The organism is Micromonospora sp. NBC_01699 (genome assembly GCF_036250065.1).
Classification (GTDB): Bacteria; Actinomycetota; Actinomycetes; order Mycobacteriales; family Micromonosporaceae; genus Micromonospora_G.
The window spans coordinates 937,334-961,588 of the sequence record NZ_CP109199.1 but is presented as its reverse complement, the minus strand read 5'-3'; the positions used below and the strand labels follow the sequence as shown (position 1 = coordinate 961,588).

At 70.9% G+C, this 24,255-nt stretch carries 21 protein-coding genes and 2 pseudogenes; 7 read left to right on the top strand and 16 right to left on the bottom strand.

Annotation, left to right across the window (positions count from 1 at the left end; genetic code table 11):
• Positions 1-153: 153 nt before the first annotated feature.
• Genes OG792_RS04355 through OG792_RS04335 form a run of 5 tightly spaced genes read right to left on the bottom strand, consistent with a single transcriptional unit; the run spans position 154 to position 5,414 of the window.
• Positions 154-1,353 (bottom strand): saccharopine dehydrogenase family protein, encoded by a 1,200-nt coding sequence (locus tag OG792_RS04355; RefSeq protein WP_329107546.1) that lies wholly within the window; start codon positions 1,351-1,353, stop codon positions 154-156.
• A gap of 26 nt (positions 1,354-1,379) precedes the next feature.
• The gene (locus OG792_RS04350) at positions 1,380-2,180 is read right to left on the bottom strand and encodes an ABC transporter permease (RefSeq protein ID WP_329107544.1); all 801 of its coding nucleotides are present in this window, start codon (positions 2,178-2,180) and stop codon (positions 1,380-1,382) included.
• A gap of 1 nt (position 2,181) precedes the next feature.
• The gene (locus OG792_RS04345; RefSeq protein WP_329107543.1) at positions 2,182-3,027 is read right to left on the bottom strand and encodes an ABC transporter permease; all 846 of its coding nucleotides are present in this window, start codon (positions 3,025-3,027) and stop codon (positions 2,182-2,184) included.
• The gene (locus OG792_RS04340) at positions 3,024-4,184 is read right to left on the bottom strand and encodes an ABC transporter ATP-binding protein (RefSeq protein ID WP_329107542.1); all 1,161 of its coding nucleotides are present in this window, start codon (positions 4,182-4,184) and stop codon (positions 3,024-3,026) included. Before OG792_RS04340 ends, OG792_RS04345 begins: the two co-directional genes overlap by 4 nt.
• A gap of 6 nt (positions 4,185-4,190) precedes the next feature.
• A complete protein-coding gene (locus OG792_RS04335) occupies positions 4,191-5,414 on the bottom strand; it encodes a polyamine ABC transporter substrate-binding protein (RefSeq protein WP_329107540.1) in 1,224 nt (407 codons plus the stop codon).
• 219 nt (positions 5,415-5,633) lie between these two features.
• On the opposite strand from OG792_RS04335, the gene OG792_RS04330 reads away from it, so the two are divergent.
• The gene (locus OG792_RS04330; protein ID WP_329107538.1) at positions 5,634-6,143 is read left to right on the top strand and encodes an Lrp/AsnC family transcriptional regulator; all 510 of its coding nucleotides are present in this window, start codon (positions 5,634-5,636) and stop codon (positions 6,141-6,143) included.
• A 348-nt stretch (positions 6,144-6,491) separates the two neighbouring features.
• Here OG792_RS04330 and OG792_RS04325 read toward each other — a convergent pair whose 3' ends face one another.
• A complete protein-coding gene (locus tag OG792_RS04325; protein WP_329111115.1) occupies positions 6,492-6,674 on the bottom strand; it encodes a DUF397 domain-containing protein in 183 nt (60 codons plus the stop codon).
• Positions 6,671-7,438, bottom strand: a pseudogene (locus tag OG792_RS04320) (Scr1 family TA system antitoxin-like transcriptional regulator). Before OG792_RS04320 ends, OG792_RS04325 begins: the two are co-directional and overlap by 4 nt.
• Positions 7,439-7,825: 387 nt before the next feature.
• Between OG792_RS04320 and OG792_RS04315 the strand changes: the two are divergent.
• Positions 7,826-9,172, top strand: a complete 1,347-nt coding sequence (locus OG792_RS04315) for an aspartate aminotransferase family protein (protein ID WP_329107536.1) — start codon at positions 7,826-7,828, stop codon at positions 9,170-9,172.
• Positions 9,173-9,195: 23 nt separating this feature from the next.
• Entirely contained in the window at positions 9,196-10,542 is a 1,347-nt protein-coding gene (locus tag OG792_RS04310) for an NAD(P)/FAD-dependent oxidoreductase (RefSeq protein ID WP_329111114.1), read from the top strand.
• Positions 10,543-10,608: 66 nt separating this feature from the next.
• Here the strand turns inward: OG792_RS04310 and OG792_RS04305 are convergent, their stop codons facing one another.
• Entirely contained in the window at positions 10,609-10,977 is a 369-nt protein-coding gene (locus OG792_RS04305; protein WP_329107534.1) for a DUF3499 domain-containing protein, read from the bottom strand.
• 167 nt (positions 10,978-11,144) lie between these two features.
• Between OG792_RS04305 and OG792_RS04300 the strand changes: the two genes are divergently transcribed.
• Positions 11,145-11,594: a metallopeptidase family protein gene (locus tag OG792_RS04300; RefSeq protein WP_329107531.1), complete on the top strand. Its 450-nt coding sequence runs from the start codon at positions 11,145-11,147 to the stop codon at positions 11,592-11,594.
• A gap of 33 nt (positions 11,595-11,627) precedes the next feature.
• On the opposite strand, the gene OG792_RS04295 is transcribed toward OG792_RS04300, so the two are convergent.
• The 3 genes from OG792_RS04295 to OG792_RS04285 all read right to left on the bottom strand — a co-directional run bounded on the left by OG792_RS04295 (position 11,628) and on the right by OG792_RS04285 (position 15,991).
• Complete coding sequence (locus OG792_RS04295; RefSeq protein WP_091555113.1) at positions 11,628-11,885, bottom strand: WhiB family transcriptional regulator; 258 nt, start codon at positions 11,883-11,885, stop codon at positions 11,628-11,630.
• 409 nt (positions 11,886-12,294) lie between these two features.
• Complete coding sequence (locus OG792_RS04290) at positions 12,295-14,835, bottom strand: bifunctional FO biosynthesis protein CofGH (protein ID WP_329107527.1); 2,541 nt, start codon at positions 14,833-14,835, stop codon at positions 12,295-12,297.
• A gap of 124 nt (positions 14,836-14,959) precedes the next feature.
• A complete protein-coding gene (locus OG792_RS04285; RefSeq protein WP_329107526.1) occupies positions 14,960-15,991 on the bottom strand; it encodes a hypothetical protein in 1,032 nt (343 codons plus the stop codon).
• A gap of 97 nt (positions 15,992-16,088) precedes the next feature.
• On the opposite strand from OG792_RS04285, the gene cofD reads away from it, so the two are divergent.
• Both cofD and OG792_RS04275 read left to right on the top strand, forming a co-directional pair.
• A complete protein-coding gene (gene cofD / locus OG792_RS04280) occupies positions 16,089-17,057 on the top strand; it encodes a 2-phospho-L-lactate transferase (protein WP_329107524.1) in 969 nt (322 codons plus the stop codon).
• A gap of 37 nt (positions 17,058-17,094) precedes the next feature.
• Positions 17,095-18,219, top strand: a complete 1,125-nt coding sequence (locus tag OG792_RS04275) for a coenzyme F420-0:L-glutamate ligase (RefSeq protein WP_329107522.1) — start codon at positions 17,095-17,097, stop codon at positions 18,217-18,219.
• Between the two features lie 36 nt (positions 18,220-18,255).
• Here OG792_RS04275 and OG792_RS04270 read toward each other — a convergent pair whose 3' ends face one another.
• From OG792_RS04270 to OG792_RS04255, 4 genes and pseudogenes are all read right to left on the bottom strand, one after another.
• Positions 18,256-19,269, bottom strand: coding sequence for an ArsR/SmtB family transcription factor (locus OG792_RS04270; RefSeq protein ID WP_329107520.1), 1,014 nt, complete (start codon positions 19,267-19,269; stop codon positions 18,256-18,258).
• A 265-nt stretch (positions 19,270-19,534) separates the two neighbouring features.
• A pseudogene (locus OG792_RS04265) lies at positions 19,535-20,608 on the bottom strand (hypothetical protein); the annotation flags it as partial.
• A gap of 38 nt (positions 20,609-20,646) precedes the next feature.
• Positions 20,647-21,744, bottom strand: a complete 1,098-nt coding sequence (locus OG792_RS04260; RefSeq protein WP_329107518.1) for a mannose-1-phosphate guanylyltransferase — start codon at positions 21,742-21,744, stop codon at positions 20,647-20,649.
• Between the two features lie 64 nt (positions 21,745-21,808).
• Positions 21,809-22,957 (bottom strand): glycosyltransferase family 4 protein, encoded by a 1,149-nt coding sequence (locus OG792_RS04255; RefSeq protein WP_329107517.1) that lies wholly within the window; start codon positions 22,955-22,957, stop codon positions 21,809-21,811.
• Between the two features lie 169 nt (positions 22,958-23,126).
• Between OG792_RS04255 and OG792_RS04250 the strand changes: the two genes are divergently transcribed.
• Positions 23,127-23,882, top strand: a complete 756-nt coding sequence (locus OG792_RS04250; RefSeq protein WP_329107515.1) for a TIGR03089 family protein — start codon at positions 23,127-23,129, stop codon at positions 23,880-23,882.
• A gap of 15 nt (positions 23,883-23,897) precedes the next feature.
• On the opposite strand, the gene OG792_RS04245 is transcribed toward OG792_RS04250, so the two are convergent.
• The gene (locus OG792_RS04245; RefSeq protein ID WP_329107513.1) at positions 23,898-24,245 is read right to left on the bottom strand and encodes a hypothetical protein; all 348 of its coding nucleotides are present in this window, start codon (positions 24,243-24,245) and stop codon (positions 23,898-23,900) included.
• Positions 24,246-24,255: the final 10 nt, after the last annotated feature.

Genomic DNA, 24,255 nt, shown 5'->3' with positions numbered 1-24,255 from the left:
CCGCCGATCTTGCAGTTGTGGCGCCCAGGATGCCGGATTCGAGGCCTTTGTGAGCCACCACAACTGCAAGATCGGCGGGGGAAGGGGGGGAGGGGGCGGGGAGGGAGGGGAGGGCGCGGGGTGGGAGGGCGGGGAGGGTGGGGGTGGGACGGGTTAGCGGTCTTCGATGCTCCAGGGGGACCCGTACGCGGTGAGGAGGTTGAGGAACGGCTTGGGTGGTAACGCCTCGGGGCCGAGTACGCCGACGCCGCTCCACATTTCGCTGGCGAGCAGTTCGAGGGCGATCACCGGGTTGATGGCGGTCTGCCAGACGACGGCCTGGTGGCCGTACTCGGCCATCGACCATTCGTTGTCGACCACGTGGTAGAGGTAGCTGCGGCGGGGTTTGCCGTCCTTACCGGTGCCGGTGATCCAGGTGCCGGCGCAGGTCTTGCCGCGCATCCGGTCACCGAGGCTGGCCGGGTCGGGCAGGCAGGCGGCGACCACGTCCCTCGGCGAGACCCGGGCACCCCGCACCGATACCGGGCTGGTCGAGTCGAGGCCGAGTTTGTGCAGCGTACGCAGCACGTCGATGAACTCGGCGCCGAGCCCGTACTTGAAGGTGACCTTGCGGGCCGGGACCCAGCGCGGGATGAGCAGCACCTCCTCGTGTTCCACGTGCACGCACTCGACCGGGCCGATGCCCTCGGGGAAGTCGAACATCTCCGGTTCGGCGAACGGTTCGGTGGTGTACCAGCCCCGGTCGGCCTCCCAGATCACCGGCGGGTTGAGGCACTCCTCGATGGTGGTCCAGATGGAGAACGACGGGGCGAAGTCGTAGCCGTCGACGGTCAGGTTCGCGCCGTCGCGTACGCCGATCTCGTCGATGTCGGAGAAGAGTTCGTCGGCGGCGTAGCGGGCGAAAATGTCGGACAGGCCCGGTTCGACGCCGATGCCGAGCAGCGCCAACCGGCCCGCCTCGGACCATTTCTCGGCCATCGCGAACTGGTCGTCGCCGAGCTTGACCCCGCATTCGGCATGGGGACGGTCGGGGTGCGGAGTGGACAGCGACATCGCCATGTCGAGGTAGTCGGCGCCGGCCGCCAGCGCGCCGGAGAAGATCGGCATGACGAAGCGCGGGTCGACGGCGTTGAGCACGTGCGTGATCCGATGTTCGCGGCAGAGGGCGGCGACCGCGTCGGCGTTCGAGGCGTCGACGGTGGCGGCGACGAAGCGGGGCCGTCCGGCCACCGCGCGTTCGGCGCGAGCCGGGTCGTAGTCGGCGACGACGCAGAGGTCGAAGAAGTCGCGGCGGTCGGCTATCGCGGCAGCGGCGGAGCCGACCCCGCCGGCGCCAAGGAGGAGGATGCGCATGAAAAACCCTTTCCGGGTACGGATGGTCAGCGCCGTACCCGCAGCCGCCGCCCGACCGAGCCACCGAGCACCAGCAGTACGGCGATCGCGAACATCGCCGTGCCGATCACGTTGACCTGCGGTGGGATACCACGCTGGGCGGCGCCCCAGACGTACATGGGGAAGGTGACGGTGGTGCCGGAGTTGAAGTTCGTGATGATGAAGTCGTCGAACGAGAGCGAGAACGCCAACAGGGCGGCGGCGACGATGCCGGGCAGCACCAGCGGCAGGGTGATCCGGCGGAACGTCTGCCACTCGTTGGCGTACAGGTCCATCGCTGCCTCTTCGAGCCGGCTGTCCATGCCGGCGAGCCGGGCCTTGACGGTGACGACCACGAACGAGACGCAGAACATGACGTGTGCGATCAGCACGGTCCAGAAGCCGAGCGGCACCCCGCCGGCCACGAACAGGGCCAGCAGCGAGGTCCCCATCACCAGTTCGGGGCTGGCCATCGGCAGGAAGACCAGCAGGTTCACCACCCCCCGGCCCCGGAACCGGTGCCGGACCAGGGCGAACGCCATCAGCGTGCCGATCACGGTGGCGACGACGGTGGCCAGGAACCCGATCTGCGCGCTGCGGGCGACGGCGGCGCACAGGTCGGCCGGGCCGCACGGGTTGGCCCAGTTGTCGAGCGTGAACTCGTTGAAGTCGTACGACACCCGGCTCGACGGGCGGTTGAACGACAGCGCCCCGACCACCGCGATCGGCAGGGACAGATAACCGAGTACGACCAGCGCGACCACCATCACCCAGTGGTCCGCGACCCAGCGCCCGATCCGGTGACCCATGTCAGATCATCTCCTCGGTGCCGGAGCGGCGCAGGTAGACGAAGACGATCGCCAGGATCGCCGCCATCAGCAGGAAGGAGAGGGCCGCGCCCTGCGGATAGTCGAGCCGGACCAGGAACGCGGAGTCGATCACGTTGCCGATCATGTACTCGTTCGGCGTACCGAGCAGTTCGGCGTTGATGTAGTCGCCGCTGGCGGGGATGAAGAAGAGCAGGGTGCCGGCGACCAGTCCGGGCATGGACAGCGGCAGCACAACGGTACGGAAGGTGCGTACCGGGCCCGCGTACAGGTCCTTCGCCGCCTCCAGCAGCCGACCGTCGAGCCGTTCCAGGCTGGCGTAGAGCGGCAGCACCAGGAACGGCAGGAAGTTGTACGTCAGCCCGAGCACCACCGCGAACGGGGTGGCCAACAGCCGCCCGTCGGCGCCGAGCAGGTGCAGGTCGCGCAGCAGCCCGACCAGGGCACCGTTGTCGGACAGGATGGTCTTCCAGGCCAGGGTGCGGACCAGGAAACTGGTGAACATCGGCGCGATGACGCAGACCAGCAGCAGGTTGCGCCACCGCCCGGCGCGCTGCGCTATCGCGTACGCCAGCGGGTAGCCGAGCAGAATCGCGAGCACGGTGGCGATGCCGGCGTACGCGAACGATCTGACGAACTGCGGCCAGTAGGCGACAAGCACGTCGGAGTAGTTGCCGAACGCCCAGGTCATCGCGTACCCGGTGGCGAGCGAGCCGGCCGGATCGTAGAGGCTCGCGGCGCCGAGTTGCAGCACCGGTACGACGAAGAACAGCAGCAGCCACAGCCCGCCCGGCAACAGCAGCAGGTACGGCAGCCACTTCCTGTTCATGACGGAGGCTCGGCGGGAGTGTCGAGGATCGGTGCGGTCTGGTCGGCCGCGCCGGGTTCGCGGGGCAGCAGGAAGGCGTGTTCGCCGCGCCAGTGCGCCACCACGTCCGAGCCGACCGGCAGCACGCTGGTGGCGCCGCTGTTCGCCACGAAGACCGACAGTTCGGTGCCCCATCCGGTGCGCACCTGGTACTGGGTGCTCACCCCGAGATAGGCGGCGTCGCTGACCACGCCACTGATCTGCTGATGGCCGGCGGGGACCGGATCCTCGGCTCCGACCAGGTGCAACTTCTCCGGACGTACGCCGAGGTAGACCGGTCCCCGGTCGACCCGTGACCTGGCCGCGGGCACCGAGAAACGCGAGCCGTACGCCTCGACCGGAACCTCGTCCCCGGCGGCCCCGGCGGCCTCGCCCGCCAGCAGGTTGGACTGGCCGAGGAAGTTCGCGACGAACGCGGTGGCCGGGAACTCGTAGAGGTCGGCCGGGGCGCCCAGTTGTTCGATTTTCCCCGCGTTCATCACCGCGACCGTGTCGGCCATCGTCATGGCCTCCTCCTGGTCGTGCGTGACGTGCACGAAGGTGATACCGACCTCGGTCTGGATCCGCTTGAGTTCGAGCTGCATCTGCCGGCGCAGCTTGAGGTCCAGCGCACCGAGTGGTTCGTCGAGCAGCAGCACCTGGGGCCGGTTGATCAGCGCTCGGGCCAGCGCCACCCGCTGCTGCTGCCCGCCGGAGAGCTGCGCCGGCTGGCGCTTGGCGTAGCCGCCGAGCTGCACCAGGGCAAGCATCCGGTGCACCTGCTCAGTCACCTCGCGGACCTTGCGGCGGCGCAGGCCGAAGGCGACGTTCTCGAAGATGTCCAGGTGCGGGAAGAGCGCGTAGCTCTGGAACACCGTGTTGACCGGCCGCCTGTACGGCCGCAGCCGGCTGATGTCCTGCTCGCCGAGCAGCACCTGCCCGCTGGTCGGCTCGGTCAGCCCGGCGACCATGCGCAGGGTGGTGGTCTTGCCGCAGCCGGAGGCGCCGAGCAGGGCGAAGAACGACCCCTGCGGCACGGTCAAACTGAGGTCGTCGACCGCGGTGAAGACGCCGTACCGCTTGCTCACGTTGACCAGGCGCAGGTCGCCGGCCGCCTGTTCTGTGGTTTCTTTGGTCATCGCCGGTTACGCGCCGATGACCTGCTGGAACTTGCCCTCGTAGGCACGTTCCTGGGCCTCGGTCAGCGCCATGAAGACCTTCGCCTTGGCCAGCAGCGCCGCGTCCGGGAAGATCAGCGGGTTGGCGGCCAGCTCCGGGTCGATCTTCTCCATCTCCGCCTGGGCACCCTCGACCGGGCAGATGTAGTTGACGTACGCGGCGACCTGGGCGGCCACGGCCGGGTCGTAGTAGTAGTCGATCAGTGCCTCGGCGTTGCCCCTGTGGGTCGCCTTGTTCGGCACCTCCATGTTGTCGGAAAAGAGCATCACGCCCGAGTCCGGCGCCACGAACTGGATTTTGTCGTTCTCGGCCGAGAGCTGGATGACGTCACCGGACCAGCCGATGCACGCCGCCACGTCACCCTTGGCCAGCTCGGGCGCGTAGTCGTTGCCGGTGAACCGGCGGATCTGCCCGCTGTCGACGGCCTTCTGCAACTTGGCCAGCGCGTCGTCGAACTGGGCGTCGGTGAACTTCGCCGGGTCGTGCCCGTTGGACTGCAACAACAGGCCCATGGTGTCGCGCATCTCGCTCAACGCGGTCACCTTGCCCTTGAGGTCGGGCCGGGTGAGCAGTTCGTCGACCGTACGGATCTCCTTGGTGACACTGCCGTTGTAGGCGAGCCCGGACAGGCCGGACTGCCACGGCAGGGCGTACTCGTTGTTCGGGTCGAAGGAGCGCCCGCGCAGAGAGGCGAGCAGGTTCTTCTCGACGTTGGGCAGCTTGGTCTTGTCCAGCTTCTGCACCCAGCCGAGCCGGATCACCCGGGCGGCCATCCAGTCGGTGAGCACGATGATGTCGCGCCCGGTCGACTGGCAGGCGGCAAGCTGGTTCTGCACCTTGCCGAAGAACTCATTGTTGTCGTTGATGTCCTCGGTGTACGTGACCTTTATGCCGGACTTGGCCTGGAACGCGTCGAGGGTGGGCCGCTTCGACTCGTCGGCCTCGTCAACGTCGAGATACTGCGGCCAGTTGGAGAAGGCGAGCGTCTTCTCGCTGCCGGAAAGGTCCTCGCTGACACAGCCGGCCTCGGTCTGCTGCGCGCCCTTGGTGCCGCAGGCGCTGAGCGCGCCACCGGCGGCGAGCAGCGCCGCCGAGCCGGCGGCACCGTGCAGCAGGGTCCGGCGGGAGACACCGGGCAGCAGCGTCAGACCGGAAACGCCGGGCGGCGGTGGGCGGAAACGGTTACGCATGACGGCTCCTCGGGGGTCGAGCCAGCGTGCGGAACGTGGGGGGTGGCGCCCGCCGGCCGGATGTCATCGCGACTGATCCAATGTGACGACGATCCTGGCATGCGGCACCGCTTGTTACAAGGGATTCCGTCGCGGAAGTAGCTGTTCGCAACGAAATGCGCCAGACTCACCGTGGTAACACAACAGGCATCCAATGCCTGGTCAGCGACTGGGGGAAAGATGGTCAACGGGCCCGCCGACGATCGCCGCGCACGACGAGTCACCGTACGCGAAGGTGCCAATCATGTGCTGCTCGACGACGTCGCGAAACAGATCATCGAGCAGTTGCAGGAGGACGGGCGCCGGGCGTACGCGACCATCGGCCGGGCGGTCGGCCTCTCCGAGGCGGCGGTACGCCAGCGGGTGCAACGCCTGCTCGACGCCGGGGTGATGCAGATCGTCGCCGTGACCGACCCACTCCAGCTCGGCTTCCCCCGCCAAGCGATGATCGGCCTGAAAACCGACGGCGACCTGGAACAGGTGGCGGATCGCCTGGCCGAGCTGGACGAGGTCGACTACGTGGTCATCACCGCCGGCTCATTCGACCTGCTCACCGAGGTCGTCTGCCGCAACGACGACCACCTCCTGGAGATCCTGCAACGCCTACGCGCCGTCCCCGGCGTCGTCTCGACGGAGGCTTTCGTCTACCTAAAACTCCGCAAACAAACCTACTCCTGGGGCACCGCCTAACCCCCCACCCCCACCCCCAACCCCACCCCCACCAAACCCCGTTGATCATGAAGTTAGCGACGGTTTCAAGGCCGATTTCTGTCGCTAACTTCATGGTCAACTTCGCTCGGCGGGGCGGGGCGGGGCGGGGGCGCGGCGGGGCGGGGCGGGGGCGGCGTGTTGCGCGCTGGGAGGCGTGACGCGTTTGGGACGTACATCGGAGATGGTGTACGTACGCAATCTCTGATGTAGGAACTTTCCGCGTTATGCGGCCCGGTCGCGGCGACACGCGGACGGTAACGCTCCCGGCACGGCGACGCCCCCGCGCCGAGGGGTCGGCGGCGGGGGCGTGCGGTGGAGATCGAGGGGTCAGTGCTGTTTTGTCAGGGCCACGAAGGCTTGCCATGCGGCGGGGGCGAAGCTGAGGATGCCGCCTTCGCGGTTCTTGGTGTCCCGGACCAGGACCCGTCCGGGCAGGTTGTCCGCCACTTCGACGCAGTCCCCACCGTTGTTGCTGCTGCGGGTGGAGGTGCGCCAGCGGGCGTCGGTCATGTCCATGTCTGCGCCACATCCCTGATCAGAGCGATCGTCTGCCGTCGAGACAGCGCTTCACCGGTCAGGCTGTCCCAACGCTTTTTGAGCATAACAATGTCGGACGCCTCCTTCTCGATCTGACCTCGGAGCTGATTGTCCAGGTAGGCCAACTCCTTGCCGTCCCTGAGCTGGGCGAGGACGAACGGACCAGCCAGCCCGGTGTGCCACGGTGTGTCGCTGGGGATGACGCGGAGCTGGACAAACGGCTGCTCGGCCATCTTCGCCAGGTGTTCGAGCTGCTCGCGCATGAGGTCCCGGCTGCCGAGCAGCCGCCGGAGCACCACCTCGTCGATCACTACGTGGAACTGCGGCGGCTGGTCGCGCGACAGGATCCACTGCCGCTTGAGTCAGCTCGCCACGATCTGCTCCACCGTCTCCGGCGGCAGCACCCGGCCCACGTTGAGCATCGCGCGGGCGTACGCCTCGGTCTGGAGCAGGCCCGGCACGAGCAGCGGCTGATACGCCCACATCGCGACGGCGTCTGGTTCGACCTCGGCCCACTGGCGGAACCATGGCATGTCCCGCCGCCGGAACGGGTCGGGCCACAGCTCGGCGGGGTCCCGGCCGAGAATCTTCGCCACCGCCACCCTGGTACGTGGATGCGGGATCCGCCCCACCGCCACCCACCGCGCCGCCGTCTTCGGATCGACCTGCACCCGCCCGGCAAGCGAGTCGGCGGTCACGCCCGCCTTCGCCATCGCCAACCGCAGAACCTCGTTCATCGCCCGGCCCCTCTCTCGGTTTTGTGAACGCCCCCAGCACCAGATCGATGACGGAGATCAATATCCGTCCCGCCGAGCAACACGCCGAACATCGATCATTTATGGGGCAGGAGCTGGGCATTCATGGATCAGACCGGATCAGCCGGGAGCCCACGAACCGCCCCACAAAGGCCCTACAGGTGTCCAGACGGACATCTCTCAACAGCGACACCCAGCCCTTCACCAGCACCTACGGATTTCGTTGCCGACAACAGCGCAACCCACAGAAACCGTTGCCGTGATCGCGAATGAGTGGCGTTAACCCTTGCGTCACGGCCGGGACCTGTGCGATAACCGTGGTCACAGCGGCCGGGATCCGGCCCGATCACGGAACAGGGGCAGGCAGCCATGGCCAACGCCACCGACCACCTCTGGATGCACTTCACCCGGATGTCGAGCTACCGCGACGCGGAGGTGCCGACCATCGTCCGGGGCGAGGGTGCGTACGTCTGGGACAGCCAGGGGCGCCGCTACCTCGACGGGCTGGCCGGACTGTTCGTGGTCAACGCCGGCCACGGCCGTACCGAACTCGCCGAGGCAGCCGCCAAGCAGGCCGCCGAGCTGGCGTACTTTCCGCTCTGGTCGTACGCGCACCCGACCGCTATCGAGTTGGCCGAGCGGATCGCCTCGCTGACTCCGGGCGACCTGAACCGGGTGTTCTTCACCACCGGTGGGTCCGAGGCCGTGGAGTCGGCGTGGAAGCTGGCCCGCGCCTACTTCAAGCGCACCGGGAAGCCGAACAAGTACAAGGTGATCAGCCGGTACATCGCGTACCACGGGACGTCGATGGGGGCGCTGTCGATCACCGGGCTGCCGGGCATCAAGACCGACTTCGAGCCGCTGGTGCCGGGCGCGATCAAGGTGCCGAACACCAACTTCTACCGCGCGCCGGAGCACGGCGACGACCCGGAGGCGTTCGGCCGCTGGGCCGCCGACGAGATCGGCCGGGCGATCGAACGGGAGGGGCCGGACACCGTCGCCGCAGTGTTCCTGGAACCGGTGCAGAACTCCGGCGGCTGCTTCCCGCCGCCGCCGGGTTACTTCGATCGGGTACGCGAGATCTGCGACCAGTACGACGTACTGCTCGTCTCCGACGAGGTGATCTGCTCCTGGGGCCGGTTGGGTGAGTACTTCGGCGCCCAGCGGTACGGCTACCAGCCCGACATGATCACCACCGCCAAGGGCATCACCTCCGGGTACGCCCCGCTCGGCGCGATGATCGCCAGCGACCGGCTGATCGAACCGTTCCTCGCCGGCACCGAGATGTTCGCCCACGGCGTCACCTTCGGCGGGCACCCGGTCTCCTGTGCCGTCGCGCTGGCCAACCTCGACGTGTTCGCCCGCGAGGACCTGGTCGGCCACGTACGGAAGAACGAGGACGCATTCCGGTCCACTCTGGAGCGGTTGAACGACCTGCCGATCGTCGGCGACATCCGGGGCGACGGCTACTTCTACGGCATCGAGCTGGTCAAGGACAAGACGACCAGGGAGACGTTTGACGAGGCGGAGTCCGAGCGGCTGCTACGCGGTTTCCTGTCCACCGCGCTGTTCGAGGCCGGGCTCTACTGCCGGGCCGACGACCGGGGTGATCCGGTGGTGCAGCTCGCCCCGCCGCTGATCGCCGACCAGCGCCAGTTTGACGAGATCGAGCAGATCCTGCGCGGCGTGCTGACCGAGGCGTGGCGGTTGGTGTGAGCTACCGGGACATCTCCTACTGGATGTCCACAGTAGAAGGCGAGCTGGCGCCAGACGACCCGCTGACCGGCGACCGGGACGCCGACGTGGCCATCGTCGGCGCCGGTTACACCGGGCTCTGGACGGCGTACTACCTGGCCGTTGCCGATCCGTCGCTGCGGATCGCCGTACTGGAAAAGGAAATTGCCGGCTACGGCGCCTCCGGGCGCAACGGTGGCTGGTGCTCGGCGCTGTTCGCCACCACGACGGCGAAGCTCGCCCGCCGGCACGGGCGGGACGCGGCGATCGCCATGCAGCGGGCGATGCAGGCGACCGTGGACGAGGTCGGGCGGGTGACCGCCGCCGAGGGCATCGACTGCGACTGGTTTCGGGGCGGCACGGTCACCCTGGCCCGCACCCCGGCCCAACTCGCCCGAGCCACGGCCGAGGTGGACGAGGCCCGCGAGTACGGCTTCGACGAGTCCCACCTCGCCCTGCTCGGCCCGACCGAGGCGGCCACCCGGTGCAACGCCGAGGGCGTGCTCGGCGCCACCTTCACCCCGCACTGCGCCGCGATCCACCCGGCCAAGCTGGCCCGTGGCCTGGTCCGCGCGGTGCGGCAACACGGCGTACGTGTCCACGAGCGCACCCCGGTCACCTCGATCGGGCCGGGCCGGGTGCGGACCCCCGCCGGCACGGTCAGGGCGCCGATCGTGATCCGGGCGACCGAGGGCTACACCGCCGGCCTGCCCGGTCACCGGCGCACGCTGGCCCCGATCTACTCGCTGATGGTGGCCACCGAGCCGCTGCCGGCGCCGGCGTGGGACCGGATCGGGCTGGCCGAGCGGGAAACCTTCTCCGACTTCCGGCACATGATCATCTATGGTCAGCGGACCGCCGACGACCGGCTCGCCTTCGGTGGTCGCGGTGCGCCGTACCACTTCCGGTCGCGGGTGCGGCCCGAGTACGACCGTGAGCCACGGATCTTCGACGCGCTGCGGGACTGCCTGGCCGAACTCTTCCCGGTGCTCGGGCCGGAGGTGGCGATCAGTCACCGGTGGGGTGGACCGCTCGGGGTGGCCCGGGACTGGTCGACCTCGGTCGGGCTGGACCGCTCCACCGGGCTCGGCTGGGCCGGCGGCTACGTCGGCGACGGGGTGGCGACCACCAACCTCGCCGGGCGTACGCTCGCCGACCTGATCCTCGGTGTGCCGAGCGAGCTGACCGCGCTGCCGTGGGTGGGGCACCGGTCGCGCCGCTGGGAACCGGAGCCGCTGCGCTGGCTCGGGGTGAACGCGGGCCTGCGCCTGACAAACGCGGCGGACGCGGCCGAGAGCCGCAGCGGTAGCGCCTCCCGCCGGGCCGCCCTCGTCAACCGTCTCCTGGGCTGAGGGAAGGGCCCCTCGCCAACGGACGGGAGCGGGCATGACCAACCCACGGGTGGGGAGCGGGACAGCTCAGTGGGTGGGCGGGATGACCCGGAGGTGTCCGCGCCGGCCGGTCTGCTGCCCCGGCGGCAGGTCGATGTCGACCTCGTCCTGACGCGGCTGGATCGGGCGGGCCGCCTCGCGGACGGCCTCGGCGAGCGCGACCAGGTCGTCGGTGGTCGGCGGCGGTGGCTCGAACTCGCCCTCGTGCCGAACCACCTCCCAGCCGCGCGGGGCGGTCAGGCTGCGGGCGTGCTGCTCACAGAGGTCGTACGTGTGCGGCTCGGCGAAGGCGGCCAGCGGTCCCACCACGGCGGTCGACTCGTTGTAGACATAGGTCAGCGTGGCGACGGCCTGCCGGGGGCAGCCGTTGCGCGAACAACGCCGTGGTGACCTCACGGCGGCACGGTATCTCTCTTACCGCCTCCAACACACCGCTTGCCGGTACGACACGCCGACCGTCCTGGCCACAATTCGGGCAACGGCGCGAACCGGACTCGATCCCGGTCCCGACACGAGGTGATCCGCAATCCGGGATCCACCCAACCTGGGTCTACCCTGTGCACATGACCAGTCCGGAGCATCGCCGGCCGGGCCCCGGGCGGCGTACCCGCCGGGACCGCCACGGCCGGGGCCTGCGCGGTCGGCTGGTGCCGGCGACGGTGCCGCTGGCGCGTACCAAGGCCGAGATCTTCGACGATCTCGTGCTGGACACCGTGGAAACCCTTGAGCGGCGGTTCGCCAAGGAGCTGGCGGGTGTCGAGTTCGCCGTCGAGGACGTACCCCCGGATCTGAACGTGTACGACTCCGACGTGCTGGAGGACGGCGAGGTGCCGCTGGCGCGGCTGCTGCCGGGCCGTCCGGGTCGGCAGGAGGTGCCGCCCCGGATCGTGCTGTACCGCCGACCGCTGGAGTTCCGGGCCATGGACCGGGAGGACCTGGCCGACCTCGTCCACGACGTGATCATCGAACAGGTCGCGAACCTGCTCGGCGTCGATCCGGACGAGCTAGCCTGAGCCGGGCGGCCCCCACCGCCCGGCCGGCGTACGTCAGGCCACCCGACGCTTGAGCTTGCGGCGCTCCCGCTCGGAGAGTCCGCCCCAGATGCCGAACCGTTCGTCGTGCCCGAGCGCGTATTCCAGGCATTCGGCCTTGACGTCGCAGCGCGAGCAGATCCGCTTTGCCTCACGGGTCGAGCCGCCCTTCTCGGGAAAGAACGCCTCCGGGTCAGTCTGCGAGCAGAGCGCTCGCTCCTGCCACTCCGGCGCATTCCCGAGCAGGTCGGCCACCTCGAGTCGGCCGTCCATCAGATGCCTCCTTATCGCGCGCCGGCAACGAGGCCGGCGCAACCCCCCACGCGGAAGGCGTGTTTTTGTCCGTACGGTGGCAGTTTGATGCGCTCCGTTCGAACGACCCCACTGAAATTACACGGGTGTAATGCGTGCGTCGTCAAGCCGAACCTGATAAATGGGGTCACCCTTCCGGTACGGCTCGGACGACCTGCGGGGCCTTCCGGTCTCGCCGCCTGCCCTACCGATTGAGACCGGCGGGAGTAACGCCTCATCGGCGAGTTGCCGCCGAAATCCGGCGTGGCGCGATGGGACACGCCAAGGAGTCGGTCGGCGTGTCGCCCGCGAAGTGTCGGATATCCAACCCTGGATCCGACCGTCCCCGTCCAGTCATCGGGACGGCGATCCGGGCAGACCCGGTCGGGAATCAGGCAGTGTGCCCGTAGGCCGTGGTCCGCCGACGGGCCGGCCGCCCGGCCGCCGCCGCGATGGCCTCCAACTGCGCCACCGTACGGGCGGAGCCGTTGTCGGAACCGGCCATCCGGGAGATCGTCTCCTCCATCAGCGTGCCGCCGAGGTCGTTGCAGCCGCCCCGGAGCATCTCCACCGTGCCCTCGTCGCCGAGCTTCACCCAGGAGCACTGGATGTTGTCGATCCGCCCGTGCAGCAGCAGCCGGGCCATCGCGTGCACCACCCGGTTCTCCCGCCAGGTGGGGCCGGGGCGGGCGATGCCGGCGAGGTAGATCGGGGCGTTGGTGTGCACGAACGGCAGGCCCACGAACTCGGTGAAGCCGCCGGTACGGTCCTGGATCCCGGCCAGCACCCGGAAGTGCCCGAGCCACTGCCCGGGGTGGTCGACGTGGCCGTACATCATGGTTGAGCTGGACCGGATGCCCAGCTCGTGGGCGGTGCTGACCACCTCGACCCAGGTGGCGGCCGGCAGTTTGCCCTTGGTCAGCACCCAGCGCACGTCGTCGTCGAGGATCTCGGCGGCGGTGCCCGGAATGGTGTCGAGCCCGGCGTCGCGCAGCTGGGTGAGCCAGTCCCGTACGGACACGCCCGCCTTGGCCGCCGCGGTGACGATCTCCATCGGCGAGTACGCGTGCACGTGCATGCCCGGCACCCGCGCCTTGACCGCACGGACGATGTCGGCGTACACGCTGACCGGCAGTTTCGGGTCGATGCCGCCCTGCATGCAGACCTCGGTCGCGCCGGCCTGCCAGGCTTCCTCGGCCCGGTCGGCGACCTGCTCGACGGAGAGGCGGAACGCGTCGGCGTCCTTCTCGCGTTGGGCGAAGGCACAAAACCTGCACCCGACATAACAGACATTACTAAAGTTGATGTTGCGGTTGACGACGTACGTGATGTCGTCCCCGACGGCCGACCGGCGTACGTCGTCGGCCAGCCGGCACAGCTCGTCCAGGGCCGCGCCGTCGGCGCCGAACAGCGCCATCGCGGCGTCCTCGTTCTTCGGCTCCAACAGGGCGGCCGGGTCGTTCGCGGCCAGCCCCAGCCCGGCCAGCAGGTCGGCGGGCAGCCGGGACGCGGCACCCCCGGACTGCCCGGCCACCGCCGCCGCGCTCTCGTTGACCTGGGCCGCGAGCTGCGCCCAGTCGCCGTAGACGCTGTCGAAGTCGCCGCGCCGGTCCTCGGTCCGCCCGCTGGTGTCGATGGTGGTGTGCAGGTCGGTCCGGCCGCCCGGCACGTACGCGTCGTCCGGCTCCTGCCAGGGCCGACCGACCGGCAGCGCCGCCTCGACCGCGAGCCCGGTCGCCGGGTCGGCCAGCGCGCTCACGTGCGGCCCGATCCTCGGGTCGAGCCACGGGTCGCCGCGACGGACGTACTCCGGGTAGATGGTGAGCCGTTCCCGCAGGGTGAAGCCGGCGGCGGCGGTACGCCGGGCCAGCTCCTCGATCTGCGGCCAGGGGCGCTCCGGGTTGACGTGGTCCGGGGTCACCGGCGACACGCCGCCCCAGTCGTCGATCCCGGCCCGCAGCAGCAGGTCGAACTCGCCGGCGATCAGGTTCGGTGGGGCCTGGATCCGGGCCTTCGGGCCGAGCAGCACCCGGGCCACCGCCACCGTCGCCGCCAGGTCGTGCAGCTCGGCGTCGGGCATTCCGCGCATCGCCGTGTCCGGCTTGGCGCGGAAGTTCTGCACGATGACTTCCTGAATGTGGCCGTACTCGCGGTCGCTGCGGCGGATCGCGAACAGCGCGTCGACCCGCTCGGCCAGCGTCTCGCCGATGCCGATCAGCAGACCGGTGGTGAACGGGACCCCGACCCGGCCGGCGTCGTCCAGCACGCGCAGGCGGACCGCGGGTTCCTTGTCCGGGGAGCCGTAGTGCGGACCGCCCGGCTCGGACCAGAGCCGGGTGGCGGTCGTCTCCAGCATCATGCCCATGCTCGGCGCCACCGGCTTGAGCCGCTGCAACTCGGCCCAGGAGAGCACGCCGGGGTTGAGGTGCGGCAGCAGGCCGGTCTCCTCCAGCACCGCCACCGCGCTGGCCCGCACGTAGTCGAGTGTGGAGTCGTAGCCGCGCTCGTCCAGCCACTGCCGGGCCGCCGGCCAGCGCTCCTCCGGGCGGTCGCCGAGGGTGAACAGCGCTTCCTTGCAGCCCTGCGCGGCGCCCTCGCGGGCGATCGCCAGCACCTCGTCCCGGTCGAGGTAGGCGGCGGGCAGCCGGTGCGGCACGGTCGCGAAGGTGCAGTAGTGGCAGCGATCCCGGCACAGCCGGGTCAACGGAATGAAAACCTTTTTGGAGTACGTGACCACGCCGGGTCGCCCGGCATCGCGCAGACCCGCGTCCCGGATCGCACCGGCGACCCCGAGCAGTTCGTCCAGCAGGTCGCCGCGCGCGGTGAGCAACGCGACCGCCTCGTCGGTGTCCACGGCCCGGCCGTCGGCGGCGCGCCGCAACGCCCGCCGCAGGCTCGCCTCGGTCGGACCGGAGTCGATGCGATCAGCCACCTGTGCAGCCTAGGCCGTGCCGCCGACATGACCGCATGGTCCCGGTCACATCGGCGGGGTGGACACCGCTGCTCGGTGTCCACCCCGGCCGACGATCATCGCTGGTACGGCTCGTCGCCGTCGATCATCGCTGGTACGGCTCGGTGGGCTCGTCGCCGTCGATCCGGCTGGCCGGCGGCTGACCGCCGGCGGTCGGCTGCTGGCTCGCCGGGTTGATCAGCTGGGTCCGCTCGGCGTTGTCGTCGCCCGACGGGGCCTGTCCGATCACCTGGGTCGGCTCGCCGGTGGCCGGCGGCGCCGAGGTCGGGGCGGCGAACGGCGATCCGACGGGTGCCTGCGCCTGGGCCGGCGGAACCGGTGCCTGGGCCCCGGAGGTCGGAGCCGAGGGCGGCGCCGAGACCGGCGGTGCCGATGCCGGCGCCGGTACGCCGAAGCCGCCGGTCGGCTGGCCGTAACCGGGCTGCGGGTACGCCTGCTGCGGGTAACCCTGCGGGTAGCCCGGCTGCCCCGGCTGCGGGTAACCCTGGGGGTAGCCCTGCGGCTGACCCGGCTGGGGCTGGCCCGGCTGCGGGTAACCCTGGGGCGGGTAGCCCTGGGGGTAGCCCTGCTGCGGGAACCCCTGCTGGGGAAAACCGGGCTGGCCGTAGTAGCCCTGCTGCGGCTTGGGCTTGGGCACGTAGTAGAGCGTCCGCCAGACCTTGAAGACCAGGAACGCGGCGACCCCGAAGATCATCAGGAAGGCGATCTGGGTCAGCAGCCCGGTGAAGGCCTGCCGGAACTCCCCCTCGGCCAGCGTGCCGACCAGCCAGGCGAGCACGGTGACGACCGCGAACAGCGCGGAGACGGCGTACTCGACCAGGGCGATCTGGGTGATCAGCTTGGCCTGGCCGACGATCGGTTGCAGGTGCGTGGCGATCAGCACGGCGAGCAGCGGCAGCAGGATCGCGGTGAGCCCGACGAAGTCGCCGAAGCTGCCCCCCGCCCGGCGGGTGAACTCGTCGCCCTCGCCGCGCGGGATCAGCAGGTTGATCACCGCGACGAAGAGCAACAGTGCGTTGGCACCCACCAGAGCCAGTGCCGCCGGCTCCCGCAGTGGATGCGTTATCTGTCGGGCCTGCGTCGAGTCGGTCGGCGCGGGCCCAGGCTGACTGGTCAAAGCTCCCCCTGGGGCGGTGTGCGGACGGGTGCCGCAGGTGAGCCTAGCCGCCAACCCGCTGCACGGCTCGGCGCGCGGGGTGAGCGAGGATGGACCCATGCACATCGTGGTACTGACCGGCGGCATCGGCGGGGCCCGCTTCCTGACCGGCGTACGGGCGTACGCCGCGCAGTCGGGCGACGAGGTGACCGCGGTGGTCAACGTCGGCGACGACGTGATCATGCACGGGCTGCGGATCTGCCCCGACCTGGACAGCGTCATGTACACCCTGGGTGGTGGCGCCGATCCGGAGCGCGGCTGGGGACGGGTCGGCGAGACCTGGACGATCAAGAGCGAGCTCGCCGCGTACGGCGCCGAGCCGAGCTGGTTCGGGCTGGGTGACCGGGATGTGGCCACCCACCTGGTCCGGACGACCATGCTCAACGCCGGTTACCCGCTCTCCGCGGTGACGGAAGCGCTCTGCGCCCGCTGGCAGCCCGGCGTACGCCTGCTGCCGGCCACCGACGACCGGCTGGAGACGCACGTTGTCGTCGACGTGCCGACCGAGAGTGGGGCCGACGGCGGCGGAACGCGGGCGATCCACTTCCAGGAGTGGTGGGTACGCCACCGTGGTGCTATCCCGACCCACCGGTTCGTGTTCGTCGGTGCCGAGGCGGCGAAACCGGCGGCTGGCGTGCTGGACGCACTCGCCGGGGCGGACGTGGTGCTGGTGGCGCCGAGCAACCCGGTGGTGAGCATCGCCCCGATCCTCGCGGTGCCGGGGCTGCGGGAGGCGCTGACCGCCGGCCGGGCCCCGGTGGTCGGGGTGTCGCCGATCATCGGCGACGCGCCGGTACGCGGCATGGCCGACCGTTGCCTGTCGGTGCTCGGCGTGCCGGTCACCGCCGCCGGGGTCGGCGCCCTGTACGGCGCCCGCGCCACCGGCGGGATCCTCGACGGCTGGCTGGTGGACACGACGGACGCGGAGACGACGGTGCCGGAGCTGACCGTCCGGGCCGCTCCGCTCTGGATGACCGACGAGGCCGCGACGGTGGCGATGGTCCGGGCCGCCCTGGAACTGGCCTGAGTGTGTATCCGACCGGCATGACCCCCCTGGAGCTGGCATGAAACTGGAGATCCTGCCGGTGCTCGGCATCGGTGACGTGACCGAGGGCGACGACCTGGCGGCGATGATCACGACCGCCGCGCCGTGGCTGCGCGACGGAGACGTACTGGTCGTCACCAGCAAGATCGTTTCGAAGGCGGAGGGCCGGCTGGTCGACGTACCGGCGGCCGACGGGCCGGAACGGGAGGCGGCGCGGGAGGAGATCCTGACCGCGGAGACCGCCCGGCCGGTGGCCCGGCGCGGACCCACCCGGATCGTGCAGACCCATCACGGCTTCGTGATGGCCTCGGCCGGCATCGACGCGTCCAATGTGGACCCGTCGCGGCTGGTGCTGCTGCCCAAGGACCCGGACGCCTCCGCCCGTGGGCTGCGCGCGGCACTGCGCGAGCGGCACGGCGCGGACGTGGTGGTGATCGTGTCGGACACGATGGGGCGGCCGTGGCGCAACGGGCTCACCGACGTGGCGCTCGGCGTCGCCGGCCTGAGCGCGATCCGGGACCACCGGGGCGAGGTCGACCCGTACGGCAACGAGCTGAGCATCACCCAGATGGCCGTGGTCGACGAGCTGGCCGGCGCGGGCGAACTGGTCAAGGGCAAACGCGACCAGGTGCCGGTGGCGGTCATCCGGGGCTACCTCAACGCGGTCGACCCGGTCGACGGGGCGGGTGCGGCGGTCCTGGTCCGCAACGCCGAACAGGACCTGTTCTCGCTCGGCACGGCCGAGGCGCGGGCCAGCGGTCTGCGCGCGGCGGCCACCCTGGCCGAGGCGACGCCGACCGGGGCCGGGCCGGACGGCACCGGGGTCGACCCGGCGGTGGTGGACCGGGCGATCGCCATGGTGGCCGACGTGGTGGCGCCCGGCACGCTCTTCTCTATGGTCACCCACGAGGAGGTACGCGACCGGCTGGCCGGCGCCGTACCGGACTGGCCGGCGGGCGCCACCGCGATGGTGCTCTGCACTCCCCCGGACGACACCGCCGCGACGGGTTCGGCCGCCGGCACGCTCGTCCGGTTCGGCGCTGACCTGCACCGGTTGCGTGCCGCACTGGCCGCCGAAGGGGTGGCGTCGTCGGTGACCGCGCCGCCGTCCGGCAGCACAGCGGTGGCCGCCCTCGCCCTCTGAACCCACCCGAGCACCGGCAGCCGGCGGCGTACGGCTTCACTGGTGCAGCATCGCCCTGCCCAGCGGGGTGAGCGTGTGCCGTACGGTGTTGCGGTCCCGCTGGCTGACCAGCAGTCCGGCGTTGCGCAGCACGGTGGCGTGCTGGCTGGCGGCGGCGGGCGAGATGTGCAGCCGGCGGGCCACCTCCCCGGTCGAGCAGCCCTCGTCCACCACTTCGAGCACGTTGGCCCGGGTCCGGCCGAGCAACGCGGCCAACGCCTCCCGGCCGCTGCCCTGGCCGACGGCGGGCGCCGGACCGGCCCCCTCACCGGGTGCGGGAGTGAGCCCGCCGAGCCGGTCGACCGGGTAGACCAGCACCGGTGGCAGGTCCGGATCGAACAGGGCCACCGGCGTACGCGAGCAGAAGAACGACGGGATCAGCGTCAGTCCACGGTCGCCGAGGTGCAGTTCCCGGCTGTACGGGTAGTCCAACACCTCCAGCACGCCGGCCGAGTAGCGGACCGCCGGTCGCAGGCTCGCCAGCAGTCCCTCGGCACCGCCGTCGAGCAGGGCCCTGGCCCGGCGGATCCGGTCCGCCTCGACGGCCGCCTCGACCCGGTCCCAGTAGGGTCCGAGCGCCACCGACTGGTACTGCCGCATCGAGTCGGTGAGGTGGCGCAGCACCTCCGGCTCGCCACGGGCGAGCGGGTGGGCCGAACCGGGCAGGGCGTTCTCGGTGGCGAGCACGGACAGGTCGTGGTGCAGCAGTCGGGCCGGCGTGGAGCGGATCGCGTCCAGACCCGCTTCCAGGCCCTGGGAACTCTGCACCGGGGTGAGGAAGTCGGGGAAGTAGCCGCGCGGCGGGTTGAGTGCGAAGAGCAGGCGCTGCTGGCCGGCGAGGTTCTCCCGGCGCAGGCCCCGGTAGACGTCGCGCCGCCAGCCGGACATCACCGGGTCGTGGGTGCGGCTCTGCAACATGTGCAGGCTCAGGATCAGTTCCCAGATCGGATCGGCCGCGGCGGCGACCCGGGTCCGGGCGATGTCCTTACTGGAGAAGAAGATTCTCAGCATCCAGGCGGCTCCCGGTGGTGGCGGCCAGGGGGCATTCCGACACCTGTCGCATCGTACCCGGCTCGATCCACCTGCATCTTTCAGCGTGAACTGAAAGACCTCGACTGCCCCGGTGCCGTCCCGGCATGCTCGCTATTGCCCAGCGCGACGCAGGTCTTGCCGGGTCATGGGGAGGAACGGACGTCCGGGCAGTTCACCACGAGGGTTCGCGGCCGCTGGTCCGCGAAGGTGTCGCCCGGACGTCCCACTCCAGCGAGGGACTGGACCAGAGCCCGATCCGCTGGTCCTCGTCGGTCACGTAGAGGTGCCCGCCCGCCGCCTCGGCCAGTCCCTCCACATTGCGCAGTGGGGCGAGGTCGGCCACCAGTTCCCCCGGAACCTCCCGTCGACCCGACCCGGCCGACCCGTCGGCGTCCGACGGCAGCGGCCCGGCGTCGGACGGCAGTCGGAAACGTACGTGTCGGGAGGTCACGTCACCGCCGGCCGGGTGGTCGTCGAGCAGCACCGAACCCTTGCCGAGCGCGTCGATCGAGCCGATCACCGCCGAGTACGACCCGTCGGCGTCGGCCGACAGCGCCCGGAACCCGGTCAGCGCACCGGGCGGGGTCACCCCGGTCAACGCGTACGCCCGGATCACCCGTGGCCAGGAGCCCGACTCGAACATCCCGGCCATCCCGGTCACCTCGACCAGGATCGGTTCGCCCCGGTCGGTGACCGGGAACCGGAGCCCGAGCAGCAGGGATCCGGTCGGGGTGAAGGCGGCGCCCTCCACGTTGAGCGGGTGGTCGTCCGGGGCGAGCCGGCTCACCCAGGTCTTCGCCCGCGCGCTGCCCCGGGCCACCGTCTCGGCGATGAACCGGTGCCGGACCCGGTCGCCGGGCGGCAGGACGGTGATGTCCGCGCCGGCCAGTACGTCGTTGACCGCGCGGTGCAGCCGGAACTGGTTGCGCACCACCTGCAACCGGAGCAGGCCGGTGGTGGCGTCCGCCTCCCGGAACCGGGCCACGAACGCGCGGCGGGGACGCAGCGGCCCGGCCTTCGAGCCGAAGTGCGACCCGAGCACGTAGATCCACTCACCGAACCGGGCCAGCGCCTCGGCGTCCTCGGTCCGGCCCTGCTCCGGCCCCGCGTCCCCGGCCAGCGGATACGCCGCCCACCCGCCGCCGTGGTGCTGCACCAGCAGGCCGACGCAACGCTCGACCGGCGCCTCGTCGAGCACCGTCCAGAACGCCAGTCGGGCGTCGTACGCGGCGAGCACCTCGGGTGCCCGTACGGGCAGCAGGTCACTTGCCTCGTTACCGCCGAGGGCCAGGTCCACGGTGTGCACGGCGCCGGTCATGTCGATCAGCGTACGGACCGGCGCCAACGCCGTTCGGCTCAGATGTAGTTCTCCTCGTCGCGCTGCTTCAACTCGTCGACGAGCTTCTTCACGTCCTGGGCCCGGTCGCGGGGGCAGATCATCAATGCGTCGGGCGTGTCCACCACTATCAGGTCGTGCAGGCCGAGGGTGGCCACCAGCCGGCCGGAGTGCGGCACCACTACCAGATTGGTGCTGTCCCAGAGCAGGACGCCGGGCTTCTCGGTCTCGTCGCCGCCGAGCACCACGTTGCCGTCCGAGTCCGCCGGCAGTACGTCCCCGAGGGTGTGGAAGTCGCCGATGTCGTTCCAGCCGAAGTCGCCGGGGACGGTGGCCACCCGACCGGCCGCCGCCGCGCCCTCCATCACCGCGTAGTCGACCGAGATCTTGGTCAGCGTGGGCCAGATCCGGCCGAGTACGTCCTCCCGCTCCGGGGTGTGCCAGGCCCGCGCGATGGCGGTCACCCCGGCGTGCAGTTCGGGCTGCTGGCGGGCCAGCTCGGTCAGGAACACGTCCACCTGCCAGACGAACATGCTGGCGTTCCAGAGGTAGTGCCCGGACCGGACGTACGCCTCGGCGACGTCGGCGGCGGGCTTCTCCTTGAACTCGTCCACCTTGCGCAGCGGGCCGCCGTCGATCAGCGGGCCGCACTGGAGGTAGCCGTAGCCGGTCTCCGGGCGGGTCGGGGTGATGCCGACCGTCATCAGCAGGCCCTGCTCGGCGCCGGTGATCGCCAGCCGGACGGTGTCGACCCAGCGGGCCGGGTCGCCGATCAGGTGGTCCGCGGCGAACGAGCCCATCACCGCCGTCGGCTCGCGCAGCGCGATCACCGCCGCGGCCAGGGCGATGGCCGCGCAGGAGTCCCGGGGCGACGGCTCGACCAGGATGTTCTCCTCCGGCAGCTCGGCGAGCTGGCGGGCCACGGCGGTGACGTGGGCGACGCCGGTGACCACCAGGGTCCGGTCGCCGGTGGTGAGCGGACCAAGGCGGTCGACCGTCGCCTGGAGCAGTGACGCGTCGGTGCCCGTGAGCGGGTGCAGGAACTTCGGGTGTCCGGCGCGGGACAGCGGCCAGAGGCGGGTGCCACTGCCGCCGGCCGGGATGACGGCGAAAAACATCAACACATCATGCCGGACGTTTTGCCCCTCATATGCATGCTTGCCCTCACCCTGGACGTCGGGTTCATCCGCTGATCCGGGTCCAGGCCGCCAGGTGCACCTCGGCGCTGGACTCCCAGGTGAACTCCTTGGCCCGGTCGAGACCCGCCTTGGCCAGCGCCAGCCGGCGCGCCTCGTCGTCGAGCAGCGCGGCCAGGTCGGTGGCGATCTGCTGCGGGTCCTCGCTGGTGTACGCGACCGCGTCGCCGCCGACCTCGGGCAGCGACAGCCGGGGCGTGGTGAGCACCGGTGCGGCGCAGGCCATCGCCTCCAGGATCGGCAGGCCGAAGCCCTCCCCGTACGACGGGTAGGCGGCGACCAGGGCACCGCCCAGGAAGCCGGGCAGGTCGGCGTAGCGCAGATAGCCGGGGCGGAGCAGCCGCAGGTGCGCCGGTACGTCGGCGACGGCCTGGTCGATGTCGTCGTCGTGCCCCTGACCACCGGCGATGACCAGGGCCGGCGGATCGGCCCGGTCCTGTACGGCGAGCACCCAGCCCCGGATCAGGTTCGGTACGTTCTTGCGCGGCTCCTTGGCCCCGAGGAACGCCACGTAGTTGTGCCCGCCGAGGCCGAGCCGGGCGCGTACCCGGGCCTTCTCCTCCTCGGTGGGGGCGTGGAAGGCGCTCTGGTCGACCCCGTGGTAGGCGACGTCGATCTTGGTCGGGTCGGCGTCGAGCAGCCGGATCAGCTCGTCCCGGGTGGCCTTGCTCGGCACGATCACCCGGTCGGCCCGGCGCAGCGAGGTCTTGATCGCGCTGCGGAAGAAGGTCCGCCGCGACTTGTCGTAGTGCTCCGGTTCGGTGAAGAAGGTCGCGTCGTGCACGGTCACCGTGACCGGGGCGCCGGCCCGCAGTGGGCAGGTGTAGAACGGCGAGTGCAGCACCTGCGCGCCGACCTGCTGGGCGAGCAGCGGCAACCCGGTCTGCTCCCAGGCCAGCCGGGCCGGGCGGTGGGCGACGGCGGCCGGCGCGGAGATCACCTCGGCGGCCGGCAGCATCCGCGTGTACCGCTCGGTGTCGGTCCGCAGCCCGACGACGGCGAGATCGACGCCACCGGATGCGCACAGCTTGCCCAGCGCGCCGAGCAGTCCATCGACGTATCGACCGACGCCGCCCCGGTCGGCGGGGACGCTGGTGGCGTCGATGAGCACGCGGGGCGGGCGACCGGGGGTCACTTGGCGACTCCTCAAACTGCGGGGTTGTGGGGAACAACACTCTTGCCAAGCCTACGCCGCCCCGCTGTCCCGGCGTCGACTGCGACCCGACAGCCCGCTGTCTTTCCGGCGACTGACGTGAGCCGGCGGCCGGACCCGGACCCAGCCGCGAAGGCTATCCTCAGTGGCGATGACGGACAAAACCACGACGGCCGACAACATCGCGCGGGTGCTCGCCGCAGCGGTCGCCGCCGACCCGACCCGGCCCCTGCTGACCTGGTACGACGACGCCACCGGCGACCGTACGGAACTGTCCGGGGCGACGCTGGCCAACTGGGTCGCCAAAACCGGAAACCTGCTGGTCGACTCGGCCGGGCTGGCTCCCGGCGACCGGGCCGGTGCGCTGCTGCCGCCGCACTGGCAGTCCGCCGCCGTACTGCTCGGCTGCTGGTCGGCGGGGTTGGCGGTGCACGGTGCCGGGCTGGCCGTACCGGCCGCCGGGGCGGCGTCGGACAGTCCCGAGCCGCCACGTCCGGTGGACGTGCTCTTCGTGGCCGCCGACCGGCTCGACACCGCGTCGGCCTGGTCGGCCGGTGACCGGTACGCGTTGGCGCTCGCCCCGATGGCCGCCCCGTTGCGTACGCTCCCGCCGGGCTTCGCCGACTACGTCGTGCAGGTCCGTGGGCACGGCGACCACTTCACCCCGCAACCGGGCGGTGGCCCGCAGGACGCCGACCTGACCGGGCTCGCGGCCCGATCCGCGGCGACGCTCGGGATCACCGCCGGCGCACGGGTGCTGATCGACGCGGCCACCCACCCGGATCCGGTGGACTGGCTGCTCGCGCCCCTGGTCGCCGGGGCGAGCGTGGTGCTCTGCGGAAACCTCGACCGGGCCCGGTTGGCCGGCCGGCTGGCCTCGGAACGGGTCACCCTCGACCTGTCCTGAGCCGACACCGGGTGTTCACAGTTCAGACGGGAACACTTCACGCAGCACGCCGTCCGGACCGCAGCGGTAGCAGCCGGCGACGTCACCGAGCCAGGGCCGGGCCCGCGCCTGTGCCGGGGTCAGCACCGTGGCCTGGACCCGCAGCACCACGAACCGCCCCCGGTACGGGGTCCGCCCCGGACCCACCAGCCGGTCGACCAGTACGGCGCGCCGCCCGGAGGCGAGTGCCCCGTCGACCACCCAGTCCGCCGGCAGGTGACACCAGGCGGTACGCACCATCCGGGCGAACGGGCTGAGCGCCTCGCCTCGGCCGGTGCTCGGGTCGACGGTGTCGGTAATGGTCAGCTGTAGGTAGGCGCCCACGAAAGATGAG

Excerpts from the sequence above, each read along its gene's own strand:
- OG792_RS04355 (WP_329107546.1), bottom strand. The coding sequence starts at position 1,353 with ATGCGCATCCTCCTCCTTGGCGCCGGCGGGGTCGGCTCCGCCGCTGCC.
- OG792_RS04350 (WP_329107544.1), bottom strand. The coding sequence starts at position 2,180 with ATGGGTCACCGGATCGGGCGCTGGGTCGCGGACCACTGGGTGATGGTG.
- OG792_RS04345 (WP_329107543.1), bottom strand. The coding sequence starts at position 3,027 with ATGAACAGGAAGTGGCTGCCGTACCTGCTGCTGTTGCCGGGCGGGCTG.
- OG792_RS04340 (WP_329107542.1), bottom strand. The coding sequence starts at position 4,184 with ATGACCAAAGAAACCACAGAACAGGCGGCCGGCGACCTGCGCCTGGTC.
- OG792_RS04335 (WP_329107540.1), bottom strand. The coding sequence starts at position 5,414 with ATGCGTAACCGTTTCCGCCCACCGCCGCCCGGCGTTTCCGGTCTGACG.
- OG792_RS04330 (WP_329107538.1), top strand. The coding sequence starts at position 5,634 with ATGGTCAACGGGCCCGCCGACGATCGCCGCGCACGACGAGTCACCGTA.
- OG792_RS04325 (WP_329111115.1), bottom strand. The coding sequence starts at position 6,674 with ATGACCGACGCCCGCTGGCGCACCTCCACCCGCAGCAGCAACAACGGT.
- OG792_RS04315 (WP_329107536.1), top strand. The coding sequence starts at position 7,826 with ATGGCCAACGCCACCGACCACCTCTGGATGCACTTCACCCGGATGTCG.
- OG792_RS04310 (WP_329111114.1), top strand. The coding sequence starts at position 9,196 with ATGTCCACAGTAGAAGGCGAGCTGGCGCCAGACGACCCGCTGACCGGC.
- OG792_RS04300 (WP_329107531.1), top strand. The coding sequence starts at position 11,145 with ATGACCAGTCCGGAGCATCGCCGGCCGGGCCCCGGGCGGCGTACCCGC.
- OG792_RS04295 (WP_091555113.1), bottom strand. The coding sequence starts at position 11,885 with ATGGACGGCCGACTCGAGGTGGCCGACCTGCTCGGGAATGCGCCGGAG.
- cofD (WP_329107524.1), top strand. The coding sequence starts at position 16,089 with ATGCACATCGTGGTACTGACCGGCGGCATCGGCGGGGCCCGCTTCCTG.
- OG792_RS04275 (WP_329107522.1), top strand. The coding sequence starts at position 17,095 with ATGAAACTGGAGATCCTGCCGGTGCTCGGCATCGGTGACGTGACCGAG.
- OG792_RS04270 (WP_329107520.1), bottom strand. The coding sequence starts at position 19,269 with ATGCTGAGAATCTTCTTCTCCAGTAAGGACATCGCCCGGACCCGGGTC.
- OG792_RS04260 (WP_329107518.1), bottom strand. The coding sequence starts at position 21,744 with ATGTTTTTCGCCGTCATCCCGGCCGGCGGCAGTGGCACCCGCCTCTGG.
- OG792_RS04250 (WP_329107515.1), top strand. The coding sequence starts at position 23,127 with ATGACGGACAAAACCACGACGGCCGACAACATCGCGCGGGTGCTCGCC.